This is a genomic window from Qipengyuania sp., from assembly GCF_964227205.1.
GTDB lineage: Bacteria > Pseudomonadota > Alphaproteobacteria > Sphingomonadales > Sphingomonadaceae > Qipengyuania.
The window spans coordinates 145,174-162,770 of the sequence record NZ_CAXQVB010000006.1 but is presented as its reverse complement, the minus strand read 5'-3'; the positions used below and the strand labels follow the sequence as shown (position 1 = coordinate 162,770).

17 protein-coding genes are annotated in these 17,597 nt (G+C 65.2%); 14 read left to right on the top strand and 3 right to left on the bottom strand.

Annotated elements, in window-relative coordinates; translation table 11 throughout:
* Positions 1-33: 33 nt before the first annotated feature.
* Positions 34-768 (top strand): DNA repair protein RadC, encoded by a 735-nt coding sequence (radC, locus tag ACEQZ0_RS13960; RefSeq protein WP_370191639.1) that lies wholly within the window; start codon positions 34-36, stop codon positions 766-768.
* A 9-nt stretch (positions 769-777) separates the two neighbouring features.
* On the opposite strand, the gene ACEQZ0_RS13955 is transcribed toward radC, so the two are convergent.
* A complete protein-coding gene (locus ACEQZ0_RS13955; protein WP_370191638.1) occupies positions 778-3,561 on the bottom strand; it encodes a DUF3857 domain-containing protein in 2,784 nt (927 codons plus the stop codon).
* Between the two features lie 209 nt (positions 3,562-3,770).
* Between ACEQZ0_RS13955 and purB the strand changes: the two genes are divergently transcribed.
* The 10 genes from purB to ACEQZ0_RS13905 all read left to right on the top strand — a co-directional run bounded on the left by purB (position 3,771) and on the right by ACEQZ0_RS13905 (position 12,538).
* A complete protein-coding gene (gene purB / locus ACEQZ0_RS13950; protein WP_370191637.1) occupies positions 3,771-5,081 on the top strand; it encodes an adenylosuccinate lyase in 1,311 nt (436 codons plus the stop codon).
* Positions 5,082-5,140: 59 nt separating this feature from the next.
* Positions 5,141-5,488, top strand: a complete 348-nt coding sequence (locus ACEQZ0_RS13945) for a DUF1049 domain-containing protein (protein ID WP_370191636.1) — start codon at positions 5,141-5,143, stop codon at positions 5,486-5,488.
* On the top strand, positions 5,485-6,159 hold the full coding sequence (gene pyrF, locus ACEQZ0_RS13940; RefSeq protein ID WP_370191634.1) for an orotidine-5'-phosphate decarboxylase: 675 nt from the start codon (positions 5,485-5,487) through the stop codon (positions 6,157-6,159). Before ACEQZ0_RS13945 ends, pyrF begins: the two co-directional genes overlap by 4 nt.
* Complete coding sequence (locus tag ACEQZ0_RS13935; protein WP_370191633.1) at positions 6,156-6,665, top strand: GNAT family N-acetyltransferase; 510 nt, start codon at positions 6,156-6,158, stop codon at positions 6,663-6,665. The genes pyrF and ACEQZ0_RS13935 overlap by 4 nt, the downstream gene beginning before the upstream one ends.
* A gap of 9 nt (positions 6,666-6,674) precedes the next feature.
* Positions 6,675-7,316 (top strand): phosphoribosylanthranilate isomerase, encoded by a 642-nt coding sequence (locus ACEQZ0_RS13930; protein ID WP_370191632.1) that lies wholly within the window; start codon positions 6,675-6,677, stop codon positions 7,314-7,316.
* 129 nt (positions 7,317-7,445) lie between these two features.
* A complete protein-coding gene (gene trpB / locus ACEQZ0_RS13925) occupies positions 7,446-8,663 on the top strand; it encodes a tryptophan synthase subunit beta (RefSeq protein WP_370191631.1) in 1,218 nt (405 codons plus the stop codon).
* A 174-nt stretch (positions 8,664-8,837) separates the two neighbouring features.
* Positions 8,838-9,008 carry a hypothetical protein gene (locus tag ACEQZ0_RS13920; RefSeq protein ID WP_370191630.1) on the top strand — a complete coding sequence of 57 codons (171 nt, stop codon included), beginning with the start codon at positions 8,838-8,840 and terminating at the stop codon, positions 9,006-9,008.
* A gap of 465 nt (positions 9,009-9,473) precedes the next feature.
* Positions 9,474-10,262, top strand: coding sequence for a tryptophan synthase subunit alpha (gene trpA / locus ACEQZ0_RS13915; RefSeq protein WP_370191722.1), 789 nt, complete (start codon positions 9,474-9,476; stop codon positions 10,260-10,262).
* Positions 10,263-10,391: 129 nt separating this feature from the next.
* Complete coding sequence (gene accD / locus ACEQZ0_RS13910) at positions 10,392-11,240, top strand: acetyl-CoA carboxylase, carboxyltransferase subunit beta (protein WP_370191628.1); 849 nt, start codon at positions 10,392-10,394, stop codon at positions 11,238-11,240.
* 8 nt (positions 11,241-11,248) lie between these two features.
* Positions 11,249-12,538, top strand: coding sequence for a folylpolyglutamate synthase/dihydrofolate synthase family protein (locus ACEQZ0_RS13905; RefSeq protein WP_370191627.1), 1,290 nt, complete (start codon positions 11,249-11,251; stop codon positions 12,536-12,538).
* On the opposite strand, the gene ACEQZ0_RS13900 is transcribed toward ACEQZ0_RS13905, so the two are convergent.
* On the bottom strand, positions 12,539-14,266 hold the full coding sequence (locus tag ACEQZ0_RS13900) for an MFS transporter (protein ID WP_370191626.1): 1,728 nt from the start codon (positions 14,264-14,266) through the stop codon (positions 12,539-12,541). It abuts the gene before it with no gap.
* Between the two features lie 73 nt (positions 14,267-14,339).
* On the opposite strand from ACEQZ0_RS13900, the gene ACEQZ0_RS13895 reads away from it, so the two are divergent.
* Genes ACEQZ0_RS13895 through rsmD form a run of 3 tightly spaced genes read left to right on the top strand, consistent with a single transcriptional unit; the run spans position 14,340 to position 16,831 of the window.
* Positions 14,340-15,503, top strand: a complete 1,164-nt coding sequence (locus ACEQZ0_RS13895) for an aromatic ring-hydroxylating dioxygenase subunit alpha (RefSeq protein WP_370191625.1) — start codon at positions 14,340-14,342, stop codon at positions 15,501-15,503.
* 18 nt (positions 15,504-15,521) lie between these two features.
* The gene (locus ACEQZ0_RS13890; protein ID WP_370191624.1) at positions 15,522-16,289 is read left to right on the top strand and encodes a pseudouridine synthase; all 768 of its coding nucleotides are present in this window, start codon (positions 15,522-15,524) and stop codon (positions 16,287-16,289) included.
* A complete protein-coding gene (rsmD, locus tag ACEQZ0_RS13885) occupies positions 16,286-16,831 on the top strand; it encodes a 16S rRNA (guanine(966)-N(2))-methyltransferase RsmD (RefSeq protein ID WP_370191622.1) in 546 nt (181 codons plus the stop codon). Before ACEQZ0_RS13890 ends, rsmD begins: the two co-directional genes overlap by 4 nt.
* 96 nt (positions 16,832-16,927) lie before the next feature.
* Here the strand turns inward: rsmD and ACEQZ0_RS13880 are convergent, their stop codons facing one another.
* Positions 16,928-17,509 (bottom strand): hypothetical protein, encoded by a 582-nt coding sequence (locus ACEQZ0_RS13880; protein ID WP_370191621.1) that lies wholly within the window; start codon positions 17,507-17,509, stop codon positions 16,928-16,930.
* Positions 17,510-17,597 lie beyond the last annotated feature (88 nt).

Below are 17,597 nucleotides of genomic sequence, written 5' to 3'. Positions count from 1 at the left end.
TCCCACACTTGCGCCCAATGCCCTGCAAAGGCAATGCAAGTGCCTGAAACGTCGCGTACGGGGGTATGGTTGCCGGGGGACGGAAATAAATCGGCCGACGGGTCCGGTTCCGGGCACCGGCAGCGCTTGCGCCAGCGACTTCTCTCGGGCGGAGCCGAGGCGCTGGCCGATTACGAGTTGCTCGAATTCCTGCTCTTCGCCGCCATCCGGCAAGGGGATACCAAGCCGGTGGCGAAAGCCCTGATCGGACGTTTCGGATCGTTTGCCGCCGTGCTGGCTGCCGATCCGCAGGCGCTGCGCCAGGTCAAGGGGATGGGCGAAGCAAGCGCGGCCGCGCTCTATGCTTGCAGCCTCGCGGCACGGCGCATGGCGCGGGGGGCGGTAGAGGACAGGCCGGTGCTCGGCAGCTGGCAGGCGCTACTCGATTATCTCGCGATCGACATGGCGCATCTCAATCACGAACGTGTTCGGGTGCTCTATTTCAACGCCCAGAACCGGCTGATCCTCGACCACCTGCTCGGCGAAGGATCGATCGACGAGGCGGCGATCCACCCGCGCGAGGTCATCCGCAAGGCCTTCGACGTCGGGGCCACCGCGCTGATCCTGGTGCACAATCATCCGAGCGGCAATCCCGAGCCGAGCCGCGCCGACATCGCGATCACCGCCCGCATCGCGGAGGCCGGGCGGTTGCTCGGCGTGACTGTGCACGACCATGTAATCATCGGCCGCGAGGGTCACGTCTCGCTGCGCGCCAAGGGACTTGTCTGAGCGAGGGGATCAGCGCGTCGGCGCGATCCCGTAGCGCTTGTACCGAACCGCGATATCGGGTGCCAGCCGCAGCGCCTGAAGGATGTCGTCCCGGCCTTCGCTCTCGCCCCGACCGAGCCGGATGATCCCGCGGAGATAGCGGCTCGCCGCCTGACCGGGCTCCTTCTTCAGCGCGGCTTCGAGGTCCGCCAGCGCCTCTTCCTCGCGTCCGAGCCGGTGGAACACCAACGCCCGGCTATCGAGCGCCGCGGCGCTGTAGCTGGCAGCCTTGACCGCGCGGTCGCAGAGTTCGGCACTATCATCGAGGCGGTAGCTCCAGGTCCCCATGAACCAGCACTGCGAATTGAGCAGCGAATCGTCCCCCGGCCGCTCGGCCAGGGCATCAGCGAGCATGGCCCAGCCCTCGTCGCTGCGGTCGGTGGTACCGGCGATCTCGGCGAAGATCTGGGCCACGGTCGAGCGGTCCTCGCCGCTGACGTCGATCGAGTCGAGCAGGTCGAGACCCTCTTCCGCCCTGCCTGCCAGCGCCAGGGCATGTGCGTAGCCAGTGGCATCGGCGAGGTTGCCGGTGAGCTCGTAAGCCGTGCGCATGGCCGTTGCCGCATCCTCGAAACGCCCCATCCGGGTGAGAATTTCGGCACGCCCCGAATAGGCATTTGCGGTTCCCTCGAGCGCGATGGCCTCGTCGATATCTGCAAGCGCTGCGGGATAGTCGCGCCCCATCGAATTGAGGGCGCTGCGCAACATGAGGAAATTGCCTTCGTCCGGCCACAGATCGACCAACCTGTCGGCCGGCACGATCAGCCCCTTCACCCGCTGGGCCACTTCCTTGTCCGACAGCTCCCACAAGCGGCGCGGCTGGGTGATGCGGATTTCGGGGTCGGCGCTGTTCATGGCGCGCATCGCAGCCTTCGTCGCGGGGATCTCGGCTGCGGGAATTTCATGCGGAATGTAACTGGCCGAATCGGTCACGCGCACCACCCCGCCATCGAAGGTCAGCGAGCGCTTGAAGCGGGTGCCCGCGACCGTCTGCTCGGCGAGATCCCCCGATCCAACGATAGCAGCGCCCGCTCCGCCATCGGGGAGGCGATAGGTAGCCTCTTCGACCGAGGTCATCGGACCGCCGACGCGATAGGGAATGTCCCGCCATGCCGCGCGGCCACGGTCGGGATTGAATTGCCAGTTGGTCGATGCAGTATAGATCTTGTGGCTCGCCGTATCGCGATCGAGCCGGAAGGCATCGGTCAGCACCCCCTTGGCGCGCAGATGGCCGATACCGCTTTCGGGATCGTAGCTGTAGCTCGCATCGTAGACGAAGCCATCGAACAGCTCCTCGGTGAACTTCTGCGCATGGCCCAGCACCTCCTTGGGATCGGTGATACTGGCCTTGGCCTCCACCCGCGCTGCCAACAGGCCGCGCGTTTCGACATCGAGTTCGTAGAGCGCCGGCATATCGACGCCCCGCGTAAAGTCGTAGGTCACGCGCATGGTGCGATCGGCGTAATCCGGCCAGCGCTGCTCCAGCTTGACTAGATCGGCGCCGCTTTCGCGAACCGGAAGGGCATAGCCGAAATCGGGCACTTCGCGGATCGTTGCGAGACGCGAGCCCGCCGAGGTCCCGTCGAGCCAGTAAGGAGTCCCGTCGATGGTGGCGCGGACCACCACATGGTCGAAGGCCCCGGGCAGCGGCTTCCACAGCTGGACCGCGTCGCCATATTCGGAATTGACGAGCATTGCCTCTGCCTCGATGCCGAGTTCGTGCAGCATGGCGAGGAGCAGCAGCGACTTGGCCTTGCAGTCGCCATAGCCGAGAGTCCAGGTCTCCATCGGCGCCTGCGGCAGGTAATTGCCCCCGTCCATGCCATTGAGGAGATAGTTGATTTCGTCTTGCACCGTGCGCAGCGCCAGCGCTGCGCGTTCGAGCGGATCGGCGGTCGCGGCGCGAATGCGCTCGACTTCGGTCGCCAGCGCACTGCCCGGCTCGATTACACCGTCGGCTGCGTAATGGGGCGCCATGACCGCCGCCACATCGGCCCAGGTCGCAAAGCTTCCGGTCATGATCGCGGGGTGCGCCTTGTAGCGGACCGGCGCATCCTCGGGCATCTCCTCGACCTTGTCGATCGGCAGGACCAGCTCGACCGTGCGATAGCCGTTGACCTGGCTCACCTTCGGCTCGGGCGCCTGGCCCAGCATGGCATGGGATACGCCCGAAGCCTCCGGCCACGACATGCGCAAGCGTCCATATCCCAGCCGCGTCGGCTTGGCCGTTAGTCCCTCGGTCGCCTGCATGGCGCCAGCCAGCGCCTGGTCGCGATTGGTGGTGGTGCTGGCAAAGCGCAGTATGTCACCCACCTTGAGCCCGGGAATCTTGAACAGCGCGGTCAGCGCGCCATTCACCGTGCGGCGCTCGAGTTCGGTCTCGCGCCGGATGACCTCATGGCCGATACCCTGGGCAAGCAGGTCGATCACCGTCCCGTCGCGGACGATCTCGATCCGGTGGACGGCCAGGTCGCCCTTGTCGGGCAGCCAGCCGAACTGGAGCGTTCCAAGCTGCGAGAGCACTTCCGAATTGCGCACGTCGTAGGCGATGTCGGTGAACCGGTGCACCACTCCGTCCTCGAGCCGCAGCTGGCGGTCGAACAGCACGATCTCCTCGCCCTTCTCGACAGCCGCGTCGAAATCGACCGGCGCCACCCACAAAGGCGCCGCTTCGAAGACAACAGTATCGCCGGCCCATGCCGGTGCAGCAAGAATGGCGAGCGGTGCGACCGCGCCAAGACAAACGGCTCTCAAGACGAATTCCCCCAAGTAAAATCGAACGGCAAGAGTAATTGGGAAGCGCGCCAACGCAAACAGAATATCGCTCGCCATGAACAGTTTGTCGCGGAATGGACAAAACGGTCACACCGCCTTGCCGCTTTTGCAGGGGTTGCGGTTTGGCCTCCTCGCGCCTAGCGGCAGCGCCACGTTCCCGCTGCAATCGAACCGGAGTCTCGCCCGCCATGGTCCCCCGCTACGCCCGTCCCGATATGACTGCCCTGTGGGAGCCCGAAGCGAAGTACCGCATCTGGTTCGAGATCGAGGCGCATGCGACCGAAAAGCTCGGCGAATTGGGCGTGGTGCCGGTCAGTGCCGCGAAAGCCTTGTGGGACTGGTGGGCTACCGACCCGAAGATCGATGTCGATGCGATCGACGCGATCGAGGCGGTGACCAAGCACGACGTGATCGCCTTCCTGACCTGGGTGGCAGAGAACGTCGGCGACGAGGCGCGCTTCATGCATCAGGGCATGACCAGCTCCGATGTCCTCGACACGACATTGGCGGTGCAACTCGCGCGCTCGGCCGATATCCTGCTCGCCGATCTCGACGCCCTGCTCGCCGCGATCAGGCGCCGGGCCGAAGAACACAAGTTCACCCCGACCATCGGCCGCAGCCACGGGATCCATGCCGAACCCGTGACATTCGGGCTCAAGCTCGCGCAGGCCTATGCCGAATTCGATCGCTGCAAGACCCGCCTCATCGCGGCGCGCGAGGAAATCGCCACCTGCGCTATTTCGGGCGCAGTCGGGACCTTCGCCAATATCGACCCGCAGGTAGAGGAGCACGTTGCCGAAAAACTCGGCCTGTCGGTCGAACCGGTCTCGACGCAGGTCATCCCGCGCGATCGCCATGCGATGTTCTTCTCGACGCTGGCGGTGATCGCCGGGTCGATCGAGCGGCTGGCGGTGGAAATCCGCCACCTCCAGCGGACCGAAGTGCTCGAGGCGGAAGAGTATTTCTCGCCCGGCCAGAAGGGGTCGAGCGCGATGCCGCACAAGCGCAACCCGATCCTGACCGAAAATCTTACCGGGCAGGCGCGCATGATCCGCGCCTATGCCCTGCCCGCGCTGGAGAATGTCGCGCTGTGGCACGAACGCGATATCTCGCACTCCTCTGTGGAGCGCTTCATCGGGCCGGACGCGTGCATTACGCTCGATTTCGCCCTCGCACGGCTGACGGGCGTGGTCGACAAGCTGCTCGTTTATCCCGAGCGCATGCAGGCCAACATGGACCGCATGGGCGGCCTGATCCACTCGCAGCGCGTGCTGCTGGCGCTGACGCAGGCCGGTGTCAGCCGCGAGGACGCCTATCGCCTGGTCCAGCGCAATGCGATGAAGGTGTGGGAATCGGACGGTAAGCTGATGCTGCTCGACCTGCTCAAGCAGGACGAGGAGGTCACCGCGGCACTTTCGGTCGAACAGCTCGAGGAGAAATTCGACCTCGAATATCACTTCAAGCACGTCGACACGATTTTCACGCGGGTCTTCGGCTAGACGCGCGCGGCGCTGCGGCCTAGCATTGCATCAAAGGTTACAAGGGGGGGGAAGGCTTCATGCAGATCGTGCGCACTATCGTCTGGGTCCTGCTGCTGTTTTCGCTGCTCGCTTTCAGCTTCTTCAACTGGAAGCCGGTCGAAGTGCAGATTTGGTCGAACCTCGTGCTCGAGACCAAGCTTCCTGCGCTGGTGATCGTCTCCTTCCTGCTCGGGCTTGTGCCGATGTGGTTGATCCACCGGACCAGCAAGTGGCGCTCCACACGCCGAATCAGCGCGCTCGAGGCAGCGACCACGCGGCTGGCCACCCCCGCGCCCGCACCCAAGCCTGCCGAGCAGGCGCAGCCCGCCGATCCTTCTCCCGAACCCGACGATCCCATTTCAACAGAGCCATCGCAATCCGCATGACCAACCCGATCTATCTCGCCCTCGATGTCCCGCGGCTGCGCGACGGGCTCGACCTTGCCAAGCAGGTCAAGGGCCATGTCGGCGGCATCAAGCTGGGGCTCGAATTCTTCTGCGCCCACGGCGCCCACGGGGTTCACATGATCGGCCAGCTGGGCCTGCCGATCTTCCTCGACCTGAAGCTCTACGACATTCCCAACACCGTTGCCGGCGCGATGCAGGCGATTCACGTTCTCGAACCGAGTATCGTCACGGTCCACGCAAGCGGCGGGCGGGCGATGCTGGAAGACGCCAAGGCGGCCGCGGGCGAGAACACCAAGGTCGTCGGCGTCACCATGCTCACCAGCATGGACGACCGCGACCTGCAGCGCACCGGAATCGAGGGCAGCGCGCACGACCATGTCATGCGGCTGGCCGATCTTTCGCGCGAGGCAGGCCTCGACGGAATCGTCTGTTCAGGGCAGGAGATAAAGGCCGTCCACGACCAGTGGCGGGACGGCTTCTTCGTCGTTCCCGGCCTGCGCCCCGCAGGCAGCGCGGTGGGCGACCAAAAGCGCGTCGTTACCCCGCGCCAGGCCCGCGACGACGGCGCCAGCGTGCTGGTGATTGGCCGCCCGATCAGCCGCGCCGACGACCCGGCCAAGGCTGCGCGCGAGATCGAGGCGACGCTTTGACGGCAATCGAGGCGGCGCAGCCCGCCGATGCCAAGGCTCTCAAACTGCTGATCGAGAGCGCCTATCGCGGCGACAGCGCACGGCAGGGCTGGAATCACGAGGCCGATATCCTCGACAACGAACGAATCTCGCTGGCGGAAGTAGAAGCCATGCTCGCCGATCCAGCGGTGAGCATGCTGGTCGCGCGATGCGCCAATGGCGAACTGACGGGTTGCGTCGCGGTAACGCGCAAGGACGACACCATGGGCTATCTCGGCACCTTTTGCGTCGATCCGCGGATGCAGTCGGCGGGCCTTGGCGGCAAGCTGCTCGATGCGGCGGAGAAACAGGCGCGATTGTCGGGCCTCGGCGCCATGGAGATGACGGTCATCACCCAGCGCGAGGTGCTGATCGCCTGGTACGAACGGCGCGGGTATCGCCGGACGGGCGAGACACGCCCCTTCCCCGTGCCGCGCGACCCGCCGCTCCGCTTCGCGGTGCTGGAAAAGCCGCTGACCGAAGCCTAGGACGCGGCAATGGCGACTGCACGGATCAAGATCTGCGGAATTTCGAACGTCGACACGCTCGATGCAGTTGTCGCGGCGCGCGCGGACTTCGTCGGTTTCAACTTCTTCCCGCCGAGCCCGCGCCATGTCGACCCGGCCACTGCCGCGACGCTCGCCGCTCGGGCGGGATCAACGATTGGCAAGGTCGGCGTCTTCGTCGATCCCGATGACGCGCTGCTGCGGGAGGCCGTGGCTGCGGGCCGGCTCGATGCTATCCAGCTCCATGGCGAGGAAACTCCCGAACGCTGCGCCGCGCTACGCTCGCGCTTCGACCTGCCGGTGTGGAAGGCGATGCCCGTCAGCAATGCCGCCGATGTCGCCCGCGCCGACGCCTATCGCGAGGCTGCCGATTTCATCCTGTTCGATGCCAAGACGCCCAGCGACGCCGCGCTGCCCGGCGGCATGGGCCTGCGCTTCGACTGGTCGCTTCTGTCCGGCCTTAGGCTATCCTTGCCTTGGGGTCTTGCCGGGGGCCTCTCCGCTGCCAATGTGGGCGAGGCGATAGCGGCAACCGGCACGCCGTTGGTCGACACGTCAAGCGGAGTGGAAAGTGCTCCGGGAGTGAAGGACGCGGGCAAGATTGCTGCCTTCTGCGCCGCGGTGCGGGCATAAAAGCGGCGGCCCCGCAGGACCGCCCCTCGCGAATTCGCCGAAGCGCCACGATGCGACGAGAACGAATTTCCGCCCTGCCATCATAGCTTTCTGGACAACCACGCCGGTGGATGCGAAGCGCGGCAGGAGATGACGCAAGACGCCCCCAACTCCTTCCGCAACCAGCCCGACGATCGCGGCCACTTCGGCGATTACGGCGGGCGTTATGTCGCCGAGACGCTGATGCCGCTCGTCCTCGACCTCGAACGCGAGTATCGCGCGGCGCAGGCCGATCCCGAATTCCAGCGCGAGTTCGACGACTTGCTCGAACATTACGTCGGCCGCCCCAGCCCGCTCTATTTCGCCGAGCGGCTGACCGAGGCGCTCGGGGGTGCGCAGGTCTGGTTCAAGCGCGACGAGCTCAACCACACGGGCGCACACAAGATCAACAATTGCATCGGGCAGATCCTGCTCGCGATCCGCATGGGCAAGACGCGGATCATCGCGGAAACCGGCGCGGGGCAGCACGGTGTCGCCACCGCCACCGTCTGCGCGCGCTTCGGCCTGCCCTGCGTGGTGTTCATGGGCGCCGAAGATGTGCGCCGCCAGTCACCCAACGTGTTCCGGATGAAGCTGCTGGGCGCCGAGGTCCGCCCCGTCACCAGCGGCCGCGGCACGCTCAAGGATGCGATGAACGAGGCGCTACGCGACTGGGTCGCGAACGTCCATGACACCTTCTACATCATCGGCACCGCCGCAGGCCCGCATCCCTATCCCGAGCTGGTCCGCGATTTCCAGAGCGTGATCGGCAAGGAAGCGCGCCAGCAGATGCAGGACCGCATCGGTCGCCTCCCCGATCTGCTGGTGGCCGCGATCGGCGGCGGCTCGAACGCGCTCGGCCTGTTCCACCCCTTCCTCGACGACGCGGACGTCAAGATGCTCGGGGTCGAGGCGGCGGGGCACGGCCTCGATGGCGACGAACACGCCGCCTCGCTGCTTGGCGGGTTCCCCGGCGTACTCCATGGCAACCGGACCTATCTGCTGCAGGACGAGGACGGCCAGATCACCGAGGGGCATTCGATCAGCGCCGGCCTCGACTATCCCGGCATCGGCCCCGAACATGCCTGGCTCAAGGACATGGAACGCGTCGAATATACCGCCGTGACCGATGAGGAGGCGCTCGAGGCCTTCCAGCTGCTTTGCCGCACCGAGGGCATCATTCCCGCGCTCGAACCCAGCCACGCGATCGCGGCCGTGGCCAAGCGCGCGAAGGAGATGTCGAAAGACAGCGTGATCCTCGCCAACCTCTGCGGGCGCGGCGACAAGGACATCTTCACCGTGGCTGAGAAGCTTGGGGTGGAGATGTGAGATTGCTTGGACACATCTTTGCAGCAGCAGTTGCTGTCTGTCTCGTCATAGCCATTTGGGCATGGGCTTTCACTAATCGAGCCGAAGCAGAGTTCATCCGAAACACCGCTATCCTTATCTCGCTCCTCTTCGGACTTGCGCTTGGCGTTGTCGAAAATTGGGAACGCAAGCGTCGTGCGTGATCGCCTGGCCAGCGCCTTTGCCAAGCCCCACCCCACCACCATCGTCACCCCGGACTTGATCCGGGGTGGTGCTTCTTTCCGCGCAACGCTCAAAGCAGCCCGACCCCGGCTCGGGAGCCGGGGTGACGATCATTTGATGGAAAAACTGAGAGTGGTGCTTTGAGCCACCGCCGCAAACGGCCAGGTAAGCGTAAACAGGCTAACAAGTCCAAGGGTCGAACAAAGACCGTGCGGATTTGGGGACGTGAGGTTCCGTTTCGACCCAAGATTGGCTTGTTCTGGCTTGTGATTGGTTTTCCGCTGTTCTTCGGCTTTCGGATCCTTGGCCAATCCGCTTCAGGCGATATGGAAAATATGAACCGCTACTTTTGGTGGGCGGTAGCTATGACGGTAATCTTCGCTTTGATAGGCATGTTCACGAAAGTGCTAGATGACTGACCACTTCAATAAGCGCCTGTCCTACACGGTCGTGTCCGTGCCAAGACTCTTGCATGAACCGTCGACCTTCTTCCTGCCTCCGGACCGAAAGCAGCCCACTTGCACCCCCTCAGCTTTTTTGCCCTTGGACAGTGTAACACCCGGTCCATGTCTCAGACTTCTGCCGAGTTAGATGAACGAACCTGACCTCATGAACACCCCGAATCGCCTCTCCGCAGCCTTCGCCAAACCCCACCCCGCGCTCGTGTGCTTCCTCACCGCAGGCGATGGCGACACGGCTGCCAATCTCGACGCGCTGGTCGAGGGCGGTGCCGATGTGATCGAGCTGGGCATGCCCTTCACCGATCCCATGGCCGATGGTCCCGCGATCCAGCAGGCCAATATCCGCTCGCTCGGCGCGGCCACGACCACTGCCGACGTGCTGCGGATCGCGACCGAGTTTCGCCGGCGTCATCCCGAGGTGCCGGTGGTGCTGATGGGCTATGCCAACCCGATGATCCGGCGCGGGCCCGAATGGTTCGCCGCCGCGGCGAAAGACGCCGGCGTCGATGGCGTGATCTGCGTCGACATCCCGCCCGAGGAGGACGATGCGCTCGGCCCCGCACTGCGCGCTGCCGGAATCGCCCCGATCCGCCTCGCCACACCGACAACCGATGACAACCGTCTGCCCGCCGTGGTCGAGGGCAGCCAAGGCTTCCTGTACTACGTCGCGGTCGCGGGCATCACCGGCATGCAGCAAGCGGCAATCGAATCGATCGAGGCCAATGTCAGCCGCATCAAAAGGGCGACCGACATCCCGGTCGCGGTCGGCTTCGGCGTGCGCACGCCGCAGCAGGCCGCCGAAATCGCGCGTGTGGCCGATGGTGTGGTCGTGGGTTCCGCGCTGGTCGAGCTTGTGGCCGAGCATGGTGCGGAAGCGCCTGCCAAGCTGCGCGAGTTGACCTCGGCCTTGTCGCAGGCCGTCCACGCCGCCCAGTGAGACAGTGATCAGTCGTCGCGACCGTAGCGAAGCAATCCAGTCCCACGCTATCCGGATTGCCGCGTCGCCTGACGGCTCCTCGCAATGACTGGGCTTTTTTTAGCCGCGAATGCAGACTAAGGCGGCCGCATGAACTGGTTCACCCGCGTCCGCAATTCGATCACCTCGCTGTCCAAGCGCAGCACCGACAAGGATCTGTGGGTCAAGTGCCCCGGCTGCCAGCAGATGGTATTCGCACAGGAGTATGCGGACAATTCCTTCGTCTGCCCGCGCTGTGAGCACCACGGCCGGATCGGTGCCGACGAGCGCCTGCGCCAGCTGCTGGACACCGGCTACGAGGTTCTCCCGATCCCCGAGGTGAAGGAAGACCCATTGAAGTTTCGCGACACGTCGAAATATACCGACCGCCTCAAGAAGGCGCGCGCCAAGAGCCCGCACAAGGACGCCTTCCTCGTCGGTTCGGGCGCGATCGAGGGCAAGCCCGCGGTCGTCGGCGTGCAGGATTTCGGCTTCATGGGCGGATCGATGGGCATGGCGGTGGGCACTGCCTTCTGCCAAGGCGCCGAACGCGCGCTGACGCGGCACTGCCCCTATATCGTCGTCACCGCCGCCGGAGGCGCGCGGATGCAGGAAGGCATTCTCAGCCTGATGCAAATGCCCAAGGCAACCGTGATGACGCGCCGGCTGAAGGAAGCGAGGCTCCCCTACATCGTCGTGCTGACCGACCCGACCACGGGCGGCGTCACCGCGAGCTACGCCATGCTCGGCGACGTGCATATCGCCGAACCCGGCGCGCTGATCGGCTTCGCCGGCCAGCGCGTGATCCAGGACACGATTCGCGAACAGCTGCCCGACGGCTTCCAGCGCGCCGAATACCTCCACAAGCACGGCATGGTCGACATGGTGGTGCACCGGCACGACCTCAAGGACACGCTGGCGACGCTGCTCGACTATCTGGCGCCTGCAAAGGCCGCCTGAGCCAGATCATGCGGGACTTCGCGCGCTCCGACAGCGCCGCTGTCCAAGAACAGCTCGACCGGCTCGCGCGCCTCTCGGTACCCGATGGCAGGCTTGGCCTAGGCACGATCCGCGCGCTGCTCGAGCGGCTCGGCAATCCGCATCACCACCTGCCGCCCGTCCTCCACGTTGCCGGGACCAACGGCAAGGGATCGACCTGCGCCTTTCTTCGTGCGATGCTGGAAGCGCAGGGTCACACGGTCCACGTCACCACCAGCCCGCATCTCGTGCGCTACAACGAGCGCATTCGCGTGGCCGGCAAGCTGGTCGAGGACGACCGCCTCGCCGCACTGCTTGCGCAGGTGCTCGATGCCGGCGAAGGCCTCAACCCGAGCTTTTTCGAAGTCACCATCGCCGCGGGTTTCACCGAATTCGCCCGCGTTCCCGCCGACGCCTGCGTCGTCGAGGTCGGTCTCGGCGGGCGGTTCGATGCTACCAATGTAATCGAAAGGCCCGCCGCCTGCGGCATCGCCGCACTCGGCATCGATCACGAACGTTTCCTGCTCGCCCCCGAGAAGGATGTTCCGCAGCGCCCGCTGGCCCGAATCGCCTTCGAGAAAGCAGGGATCGCCAAACCCGGACGTCCGCTGGTTACTCTGCACTATGCGGACGAAGCGGCGACGGAAATCGAGCGGATCGCCGAGGAACGGACGGCAATCCTCGCCATGCGTGGGCGCGACTGGACGTCAAGCGCCCTCGGCAACGTACTGCATTACAGCGACAGCCATGGCGAGCTGCACCTGCCCGTGCCGTCAATGGTCGGAGCGCATCAGGCGGAAAACGCCGCGCTGGCGATCGCCATGCTTCGCCACCAGAGCCTGATCCCCATTGCCGAGGAAGCGATCGTTTCAGGCTTGCGCAACGCCCATTGGCCGGCGCGCTTGCAGCGGCTCCGCCCGGGTCCGCTGACCAGGGAGCATGAGGTCTGGATCGATGGCGGGCACAATCCCAGCGCCGGCGCGGCCTTGGCGCAACATTTCGAGGGCCAGCGGCTGCACCTCATCCTCGGCATGCTCAAGAACAAGGATCCCGCAGCGATCATCCGGCCGCTGGCGGGCAATCTGGCGAGCATCACCGCGGTACCGGTGCCCGATCACGAATTCCATTCGCCGCAGGATTTCGGCAAGGGCACCGGCGCGGCAGAATCGGTCCCCGAAGCGCTCGAAGCCCTGCCCAAGGGCAGCCTGCCCGTCCTCATCGCGGGCTCGCTCTATCTCGCCGGTGAGGTGCTGCGCCTCAACGGCGAATATCCGGACTGATCATTCTGCCGGAGCCACTTCGCCGGCCTCGGGCGCGACGATACCCGCGGCGGCCTTGCCCCGGCGTTCGCGATACCATTCGAGGCACACCAGCACCGAGGCGGCAAGCCCGATCCAGGTGGTGAGGATGAAGACATCGTAAAAGCCCTGCTTCTCGATCATCTCGCCCAGCGCGCCGCGCCCGAGCGTCCCGACGAGCAGCGTCAGCGATGATAGCAGCGCATACTGGACCGCGCTGAACTTCTTCGAGACGATCGAGGACAGCCAGGCGACATAGGCCGCCCCGGCAATCCCGATGGCCAGGTTTTCGAAGCCGATGGTGATGGTCAGCTTGGCCAGATCCGCATCGCCGATCCCCGGCACCTGCTCGATGAGGTAGGTAAAGCCGACCGCATCGCTGAAGGCCTGCATGTGTGCCCCGCCCAGCGCCATGTCGGCATAGAGCAGATTGGTCAGCGCGGCGAGAATGCCGCCGATCAGCAGCGTCGCCATGCGGCCGAGCACGGTGAGCATGAAGCCGCCGAGCGCCAGCCCCGCAATGATCGCGCCAACGCCGAAGAACTTCGAGGCGAAGGCCACGTCGTCATTGGTGTACTGCAGCTCTCCAAGATAGAAGGGGTAGGCAAAGGTGCCCCAGATCGCATCGCATATGCGATAGGTCAGCACCACGGCGAGGATGAGCACCAGTGACCAGCCTATCCGGCCAACGAATTCGACCAGCGGCAGCACCAGTGCGCGATAGAGGTGGTCGAGCGCGTAGGCACCGCCCCGGGCCGGCGGCGCATCCTCGGCGAGCAAATGTTTGCCCTGCTTCTTCTGCCCGGCCAGCCATCCCGCGATAAGTGCGGGAAGGATAATCGTCGCGACGATTATCCACGGCCCCCAGGTCAGCGTGAACTCGGTCGGATTGGGCCGGTTCTCGGGCGCATTGGTCATCGACATGATCATGAAGGTCAGTACCGCGCCGATTGCCACCGCCCACAGCAGCCCGACAGCGGCGAGCGCCCGGTTGCGGATCGCGGGTGCCAGCTCGCCCGCTCGACGCAGCGCGCGGACCTGCTCGTCGCCCTCGCTCGCCTCCGCCGAGCCTTCCGCATTGGGAGCGAAAAGACCCACGGCTCCGACGGCGAGCAGGATGCCCCCCATCATCATGTAGGTTTCGGGCCAGCCGATCCGCGCAGCGATGATCAGGCCGAGCGCGCCGCCGACCAGCGAGGAGAGACGGTAGCCCATCTGGTAGACGGTCGAGAGAATGTCGATCGTCGCGCGCTCGTCGGCTACGTCGATACGCCAGGCGTTGATCGCAATGTCCTGCGTGGCGCTGGCGAAGGCGCCGATCCCGGCGAGCAGCGAAAACAGGCCCAGCTGGCTCTTGGGTTCGAGCAGGCTCATCGTCACAAGTATCGCGCCGAGCAGCATCTGCATCGGGACGATCCACTGCTTGCGCCGTCCGAGCCGTCGCAGCAACGGTATGTCGAGCTTGTCGATCAGTGGCGACCACAGGAACTGGAAGGCATAGGCGAGGCCGATCAGTGAGAAGATGCCCATCGTCTCGAGATCCACCTCGGCCTCGGTCAGCCAGGCGAACAGCGTGCCCAGAAAAAGCGCGAAGGGCAGCCCGCTGGCGAAGCCGAACAGCAGCATGAATCCGGTTTTGCGGTTGCCCAGTGCCATGCCGAGCGCACGCCAGGCAGATATCTTTCGTGTCTCTTGCGCGACCTCGGCCATGCCCTAGCGTCCTTCCGTTTGCGCCATTTTTTTGCGACACTAGCGACGAGAGAGAGCGAGAGGAACAGCGCAAATGAGCGATGTCGACACCAAACCCACAGCAGGTCGACCAAGCGAGGGTATGCTCGCGCTGGCCCGTGACATTGCCGAAGGACGCAAGCGCGACACGAGCGCCATGACCAAGGTCCCGGCAAGCGTCTATATCGATCCCGAATATTGGGCGCGCGAGAAGGCGGCGATCTACGACCGCCTGCCGCAGATCCTCTGCCCATCGGCGCTGTTGCCCGATCCCGGCATGGCGGTTCCGCACGATGCGACCGGGCGCCCGTTGCTGATCACGCGCGACGCGGAAGGGCAGGCGCATGTTTTCCTTAACGTCTGCCGTCATCGCGGGACTCGGCTGGTCGAAGGTGACGGGGTGCACTGCACCAAAAAACTCGTCTGCCCCTATCATGCCTGGACCTATGCGGTGGACGGGCGACTGCTGGCACTGCCGCGCCCCGACACTTTCCCCGGCCTCGACAAGGAGGACCACGGCCTTGTCGAGCTGCCGAGCCGCGAGACCGGGGGGCTCATCTGGTTCTGCCCGCAAGCGGAAACGGCGGATTTCTCGATGGCCAACCAGCTCGGCGAGGATTTCGACGCGCTCGGCATGGGCGACCAGGTGCTCTTCCGCCGCAAGACGCACGAGGTCGCGGGCAATTGGAAGCTGATCATGGATGCCTTCCTCGAAAGCTACCATGTCACCCGGCTGCATGCGAAGACGATCGGCCCCTTCTTCAAGGACGGCGTCACCAGCGGCGACATGATCGGTCCGCATTCGCGTGCCGCGGTCGGGCGTCTGGAAGAGATGGTGGGTGTCGACCTCGAAGACATGGCCGCACTGCGCCGCGTTGTAACCTTCGCCTATCAGCTGCTGCCCGGCGCACTGATCATCCCCAGCCCCGACTACATCAACGTCATGGTGATGATGCCGCAGGCGCACGACCGCACGCTGGTCGAGGACTTCATGCTCATCCCCGAACATCCTGCGACCGACAAGGCGCGCGATCACTGGGAACGCAGCTGGGCGCTGCTCGACGGCGGGGTCTTCGCGAGCGAAGATTTCCGTGCGGCCGAGCTCGGCCAGCAGGGCCTGGCGACGGGCGCGGTGCCGCATCTCACGCTCGGCACGATGGAAGGCGGCATCCGTCGCTACCACGAGACCGTCGAAGAAGCCTTGCGGGCGGCCGATTGAAGGCCTAGCTGCGCGGCCATGGCCGACAATCGACTACCCGAGGAAGGCGACCGGATCGCCAAGCTGCTCGCACGCGCGGGCGTCGCCAGCCGCCGCGAAATCGAGCGCATGATCGCCGACGGGCGCGTGGCGATCAATGGCAAGGTGCTCGACACGCCGGCGGTCAAGCTCACCGGCCTGGGCGGCGTAACGGTCGACGGAAAGCCCGTCGGTACGGTGGAAGAAACCCGCCTGTTCGCCTTTCACAAGCCGGCCGGAATGCTGACGACCGAGCACGACCCCAAGGGTCGGACGACGATCTACGCCGCGCTGCGCAACGCCCTGCCCAAGGATGCCGGGCGTGTCATGCCGGTGGGCCGCCTCGACTACAACACAGAAGGCCTGCTGCTGCTCACCAATGACGGCGAGATGAAGCGCGCGATGGAACTGCCGTCGAGCGGCGTCCCGCGGACTTATCGCGCGCGCGCCTTCGGCAATGTCACCCAGGCCGATCTCGACAAGCTGATCGAAGGGATCGAAGTCGACGGCGTGCGCTACGGCAGGATCGAGGCCGATCTCGAGCGCGGATCGGGCAGGAATCGCTGGATCGAGCTGACCCTGCGGGAAGGCAAGAACCGCGAAGTCCGCAGGGTGCTCGAACATCTCGGGCTCGAAGTAAACCGCCTGCTGCGCATCGGCTACGGCCCGTTCCACATCGGCGACCTCCCGCGCGGACAGGCGCTGGAGATCAAGCGCGGCGATGTCATGGCGTTCAAGCGCGAACTCGCCCGCGGTGGCCGCAAATGAGGATCATCGCGGGCGAATGGCGCGGGCGAAAGCTGGTCGCGCCCAAGGGCGAGCTGACCCGCCCGACCGCCGATCGTACGCGCGAGACCCTTTTCAGCATGCTCGCCAGTCGATTGGGCAGTTTCGAAGGACTGAGCGTCGCCGACCTTTTCGCCGGCTCGGGAGCACTCGGTCTCGAAGCGCTGTCGCGCGGAGCCGGCTCGTGCCTGTTTGTCGAGCAGGACAGCGCGGCGATCAAGGCGATCCGAAGCAATATCGATGCGTTCGAGGCGCGGACACGGTCGACTGTACAGCAGGCCTCTGTCATGTCGCTGGGCCCTACAAAACAGCCGCATGATCTCATCCTGCTCGATCCGCCCTATGACACCGGCGCCGGACAGGTCGCGCTCGACCGCATGCTGCGGCTCGGATGGATCGGGCCTGTAACCTTGATGGCGCTGGAGACCGGAGCGAAGGAAACGGTTTCGGTGAAGGGCCTCGCCATCGACGCCGATCGCAAAGTCGGCAAAGCCAAGCTTACGCTACTCCGGCTCGAGAGCTAGATGCGCGAAAGGGGCGAGGCCGCCATGGCAGCCCCGCCCCCTCCAAGCGTCGCGCCCGGGGCTCCAAGGGAGCCAAGCGCGCGCGGAAAGACCTGACTATGTGCCGGGCTTCTTCGCCGGCAGCTTGCCCGGGATTTCGCTGGCCGGCTTGCCGGGCCAGTATTCGAGCGGGCGGTGGCCGGTCTTGTTCTTGGCCCAGCTGTTGATGCAGCCGTCCTGCTGGTCGCCCTTGCACACCGGCAAGTCGTCACCCGAAGCCGCCATATAACCGGCCGGGGTCGTCTGGGTCACTTCCTTGCTGACAAAACGCGGGGTCATGGTGCTGGCCGAGGCCGCAGCGCTCGTGGCAGCGGTTGCGGTCGCGTTCGGCACCTGCGCCTGGACCTGCATCCAGGCTTGCGCACGCGCTTCGGGGGTCATCTCGTAAATCCGGATGCGCTGGTCGTCGGTCAGCAGCCACCAGCCCTTCACCTGCACGGGCGTCAGCGTCCAGTAATACTCCTGAACATCTGCGGGCCATGCGTCATAGGCAGCCTGGCGATCGGCGGGCCATGCGTCATACATGGCTTCCTGCTCGGCGCTCCAGGTGAAGCCCTCGTCGTCCATATGATGGTCGGCGAAAGCCGGGGTCGCGGTGAAAGCCAAGGCGGCAGCGCCGGCGAGAATGATGGTACGCATTGGAGAACACTCCATTTGTCGTTGTCATTGCCCGTCCTACGCAGGAAATGCCGCGTCGGTTCCGACGGGGGGCAGGCTATGGGGCTTG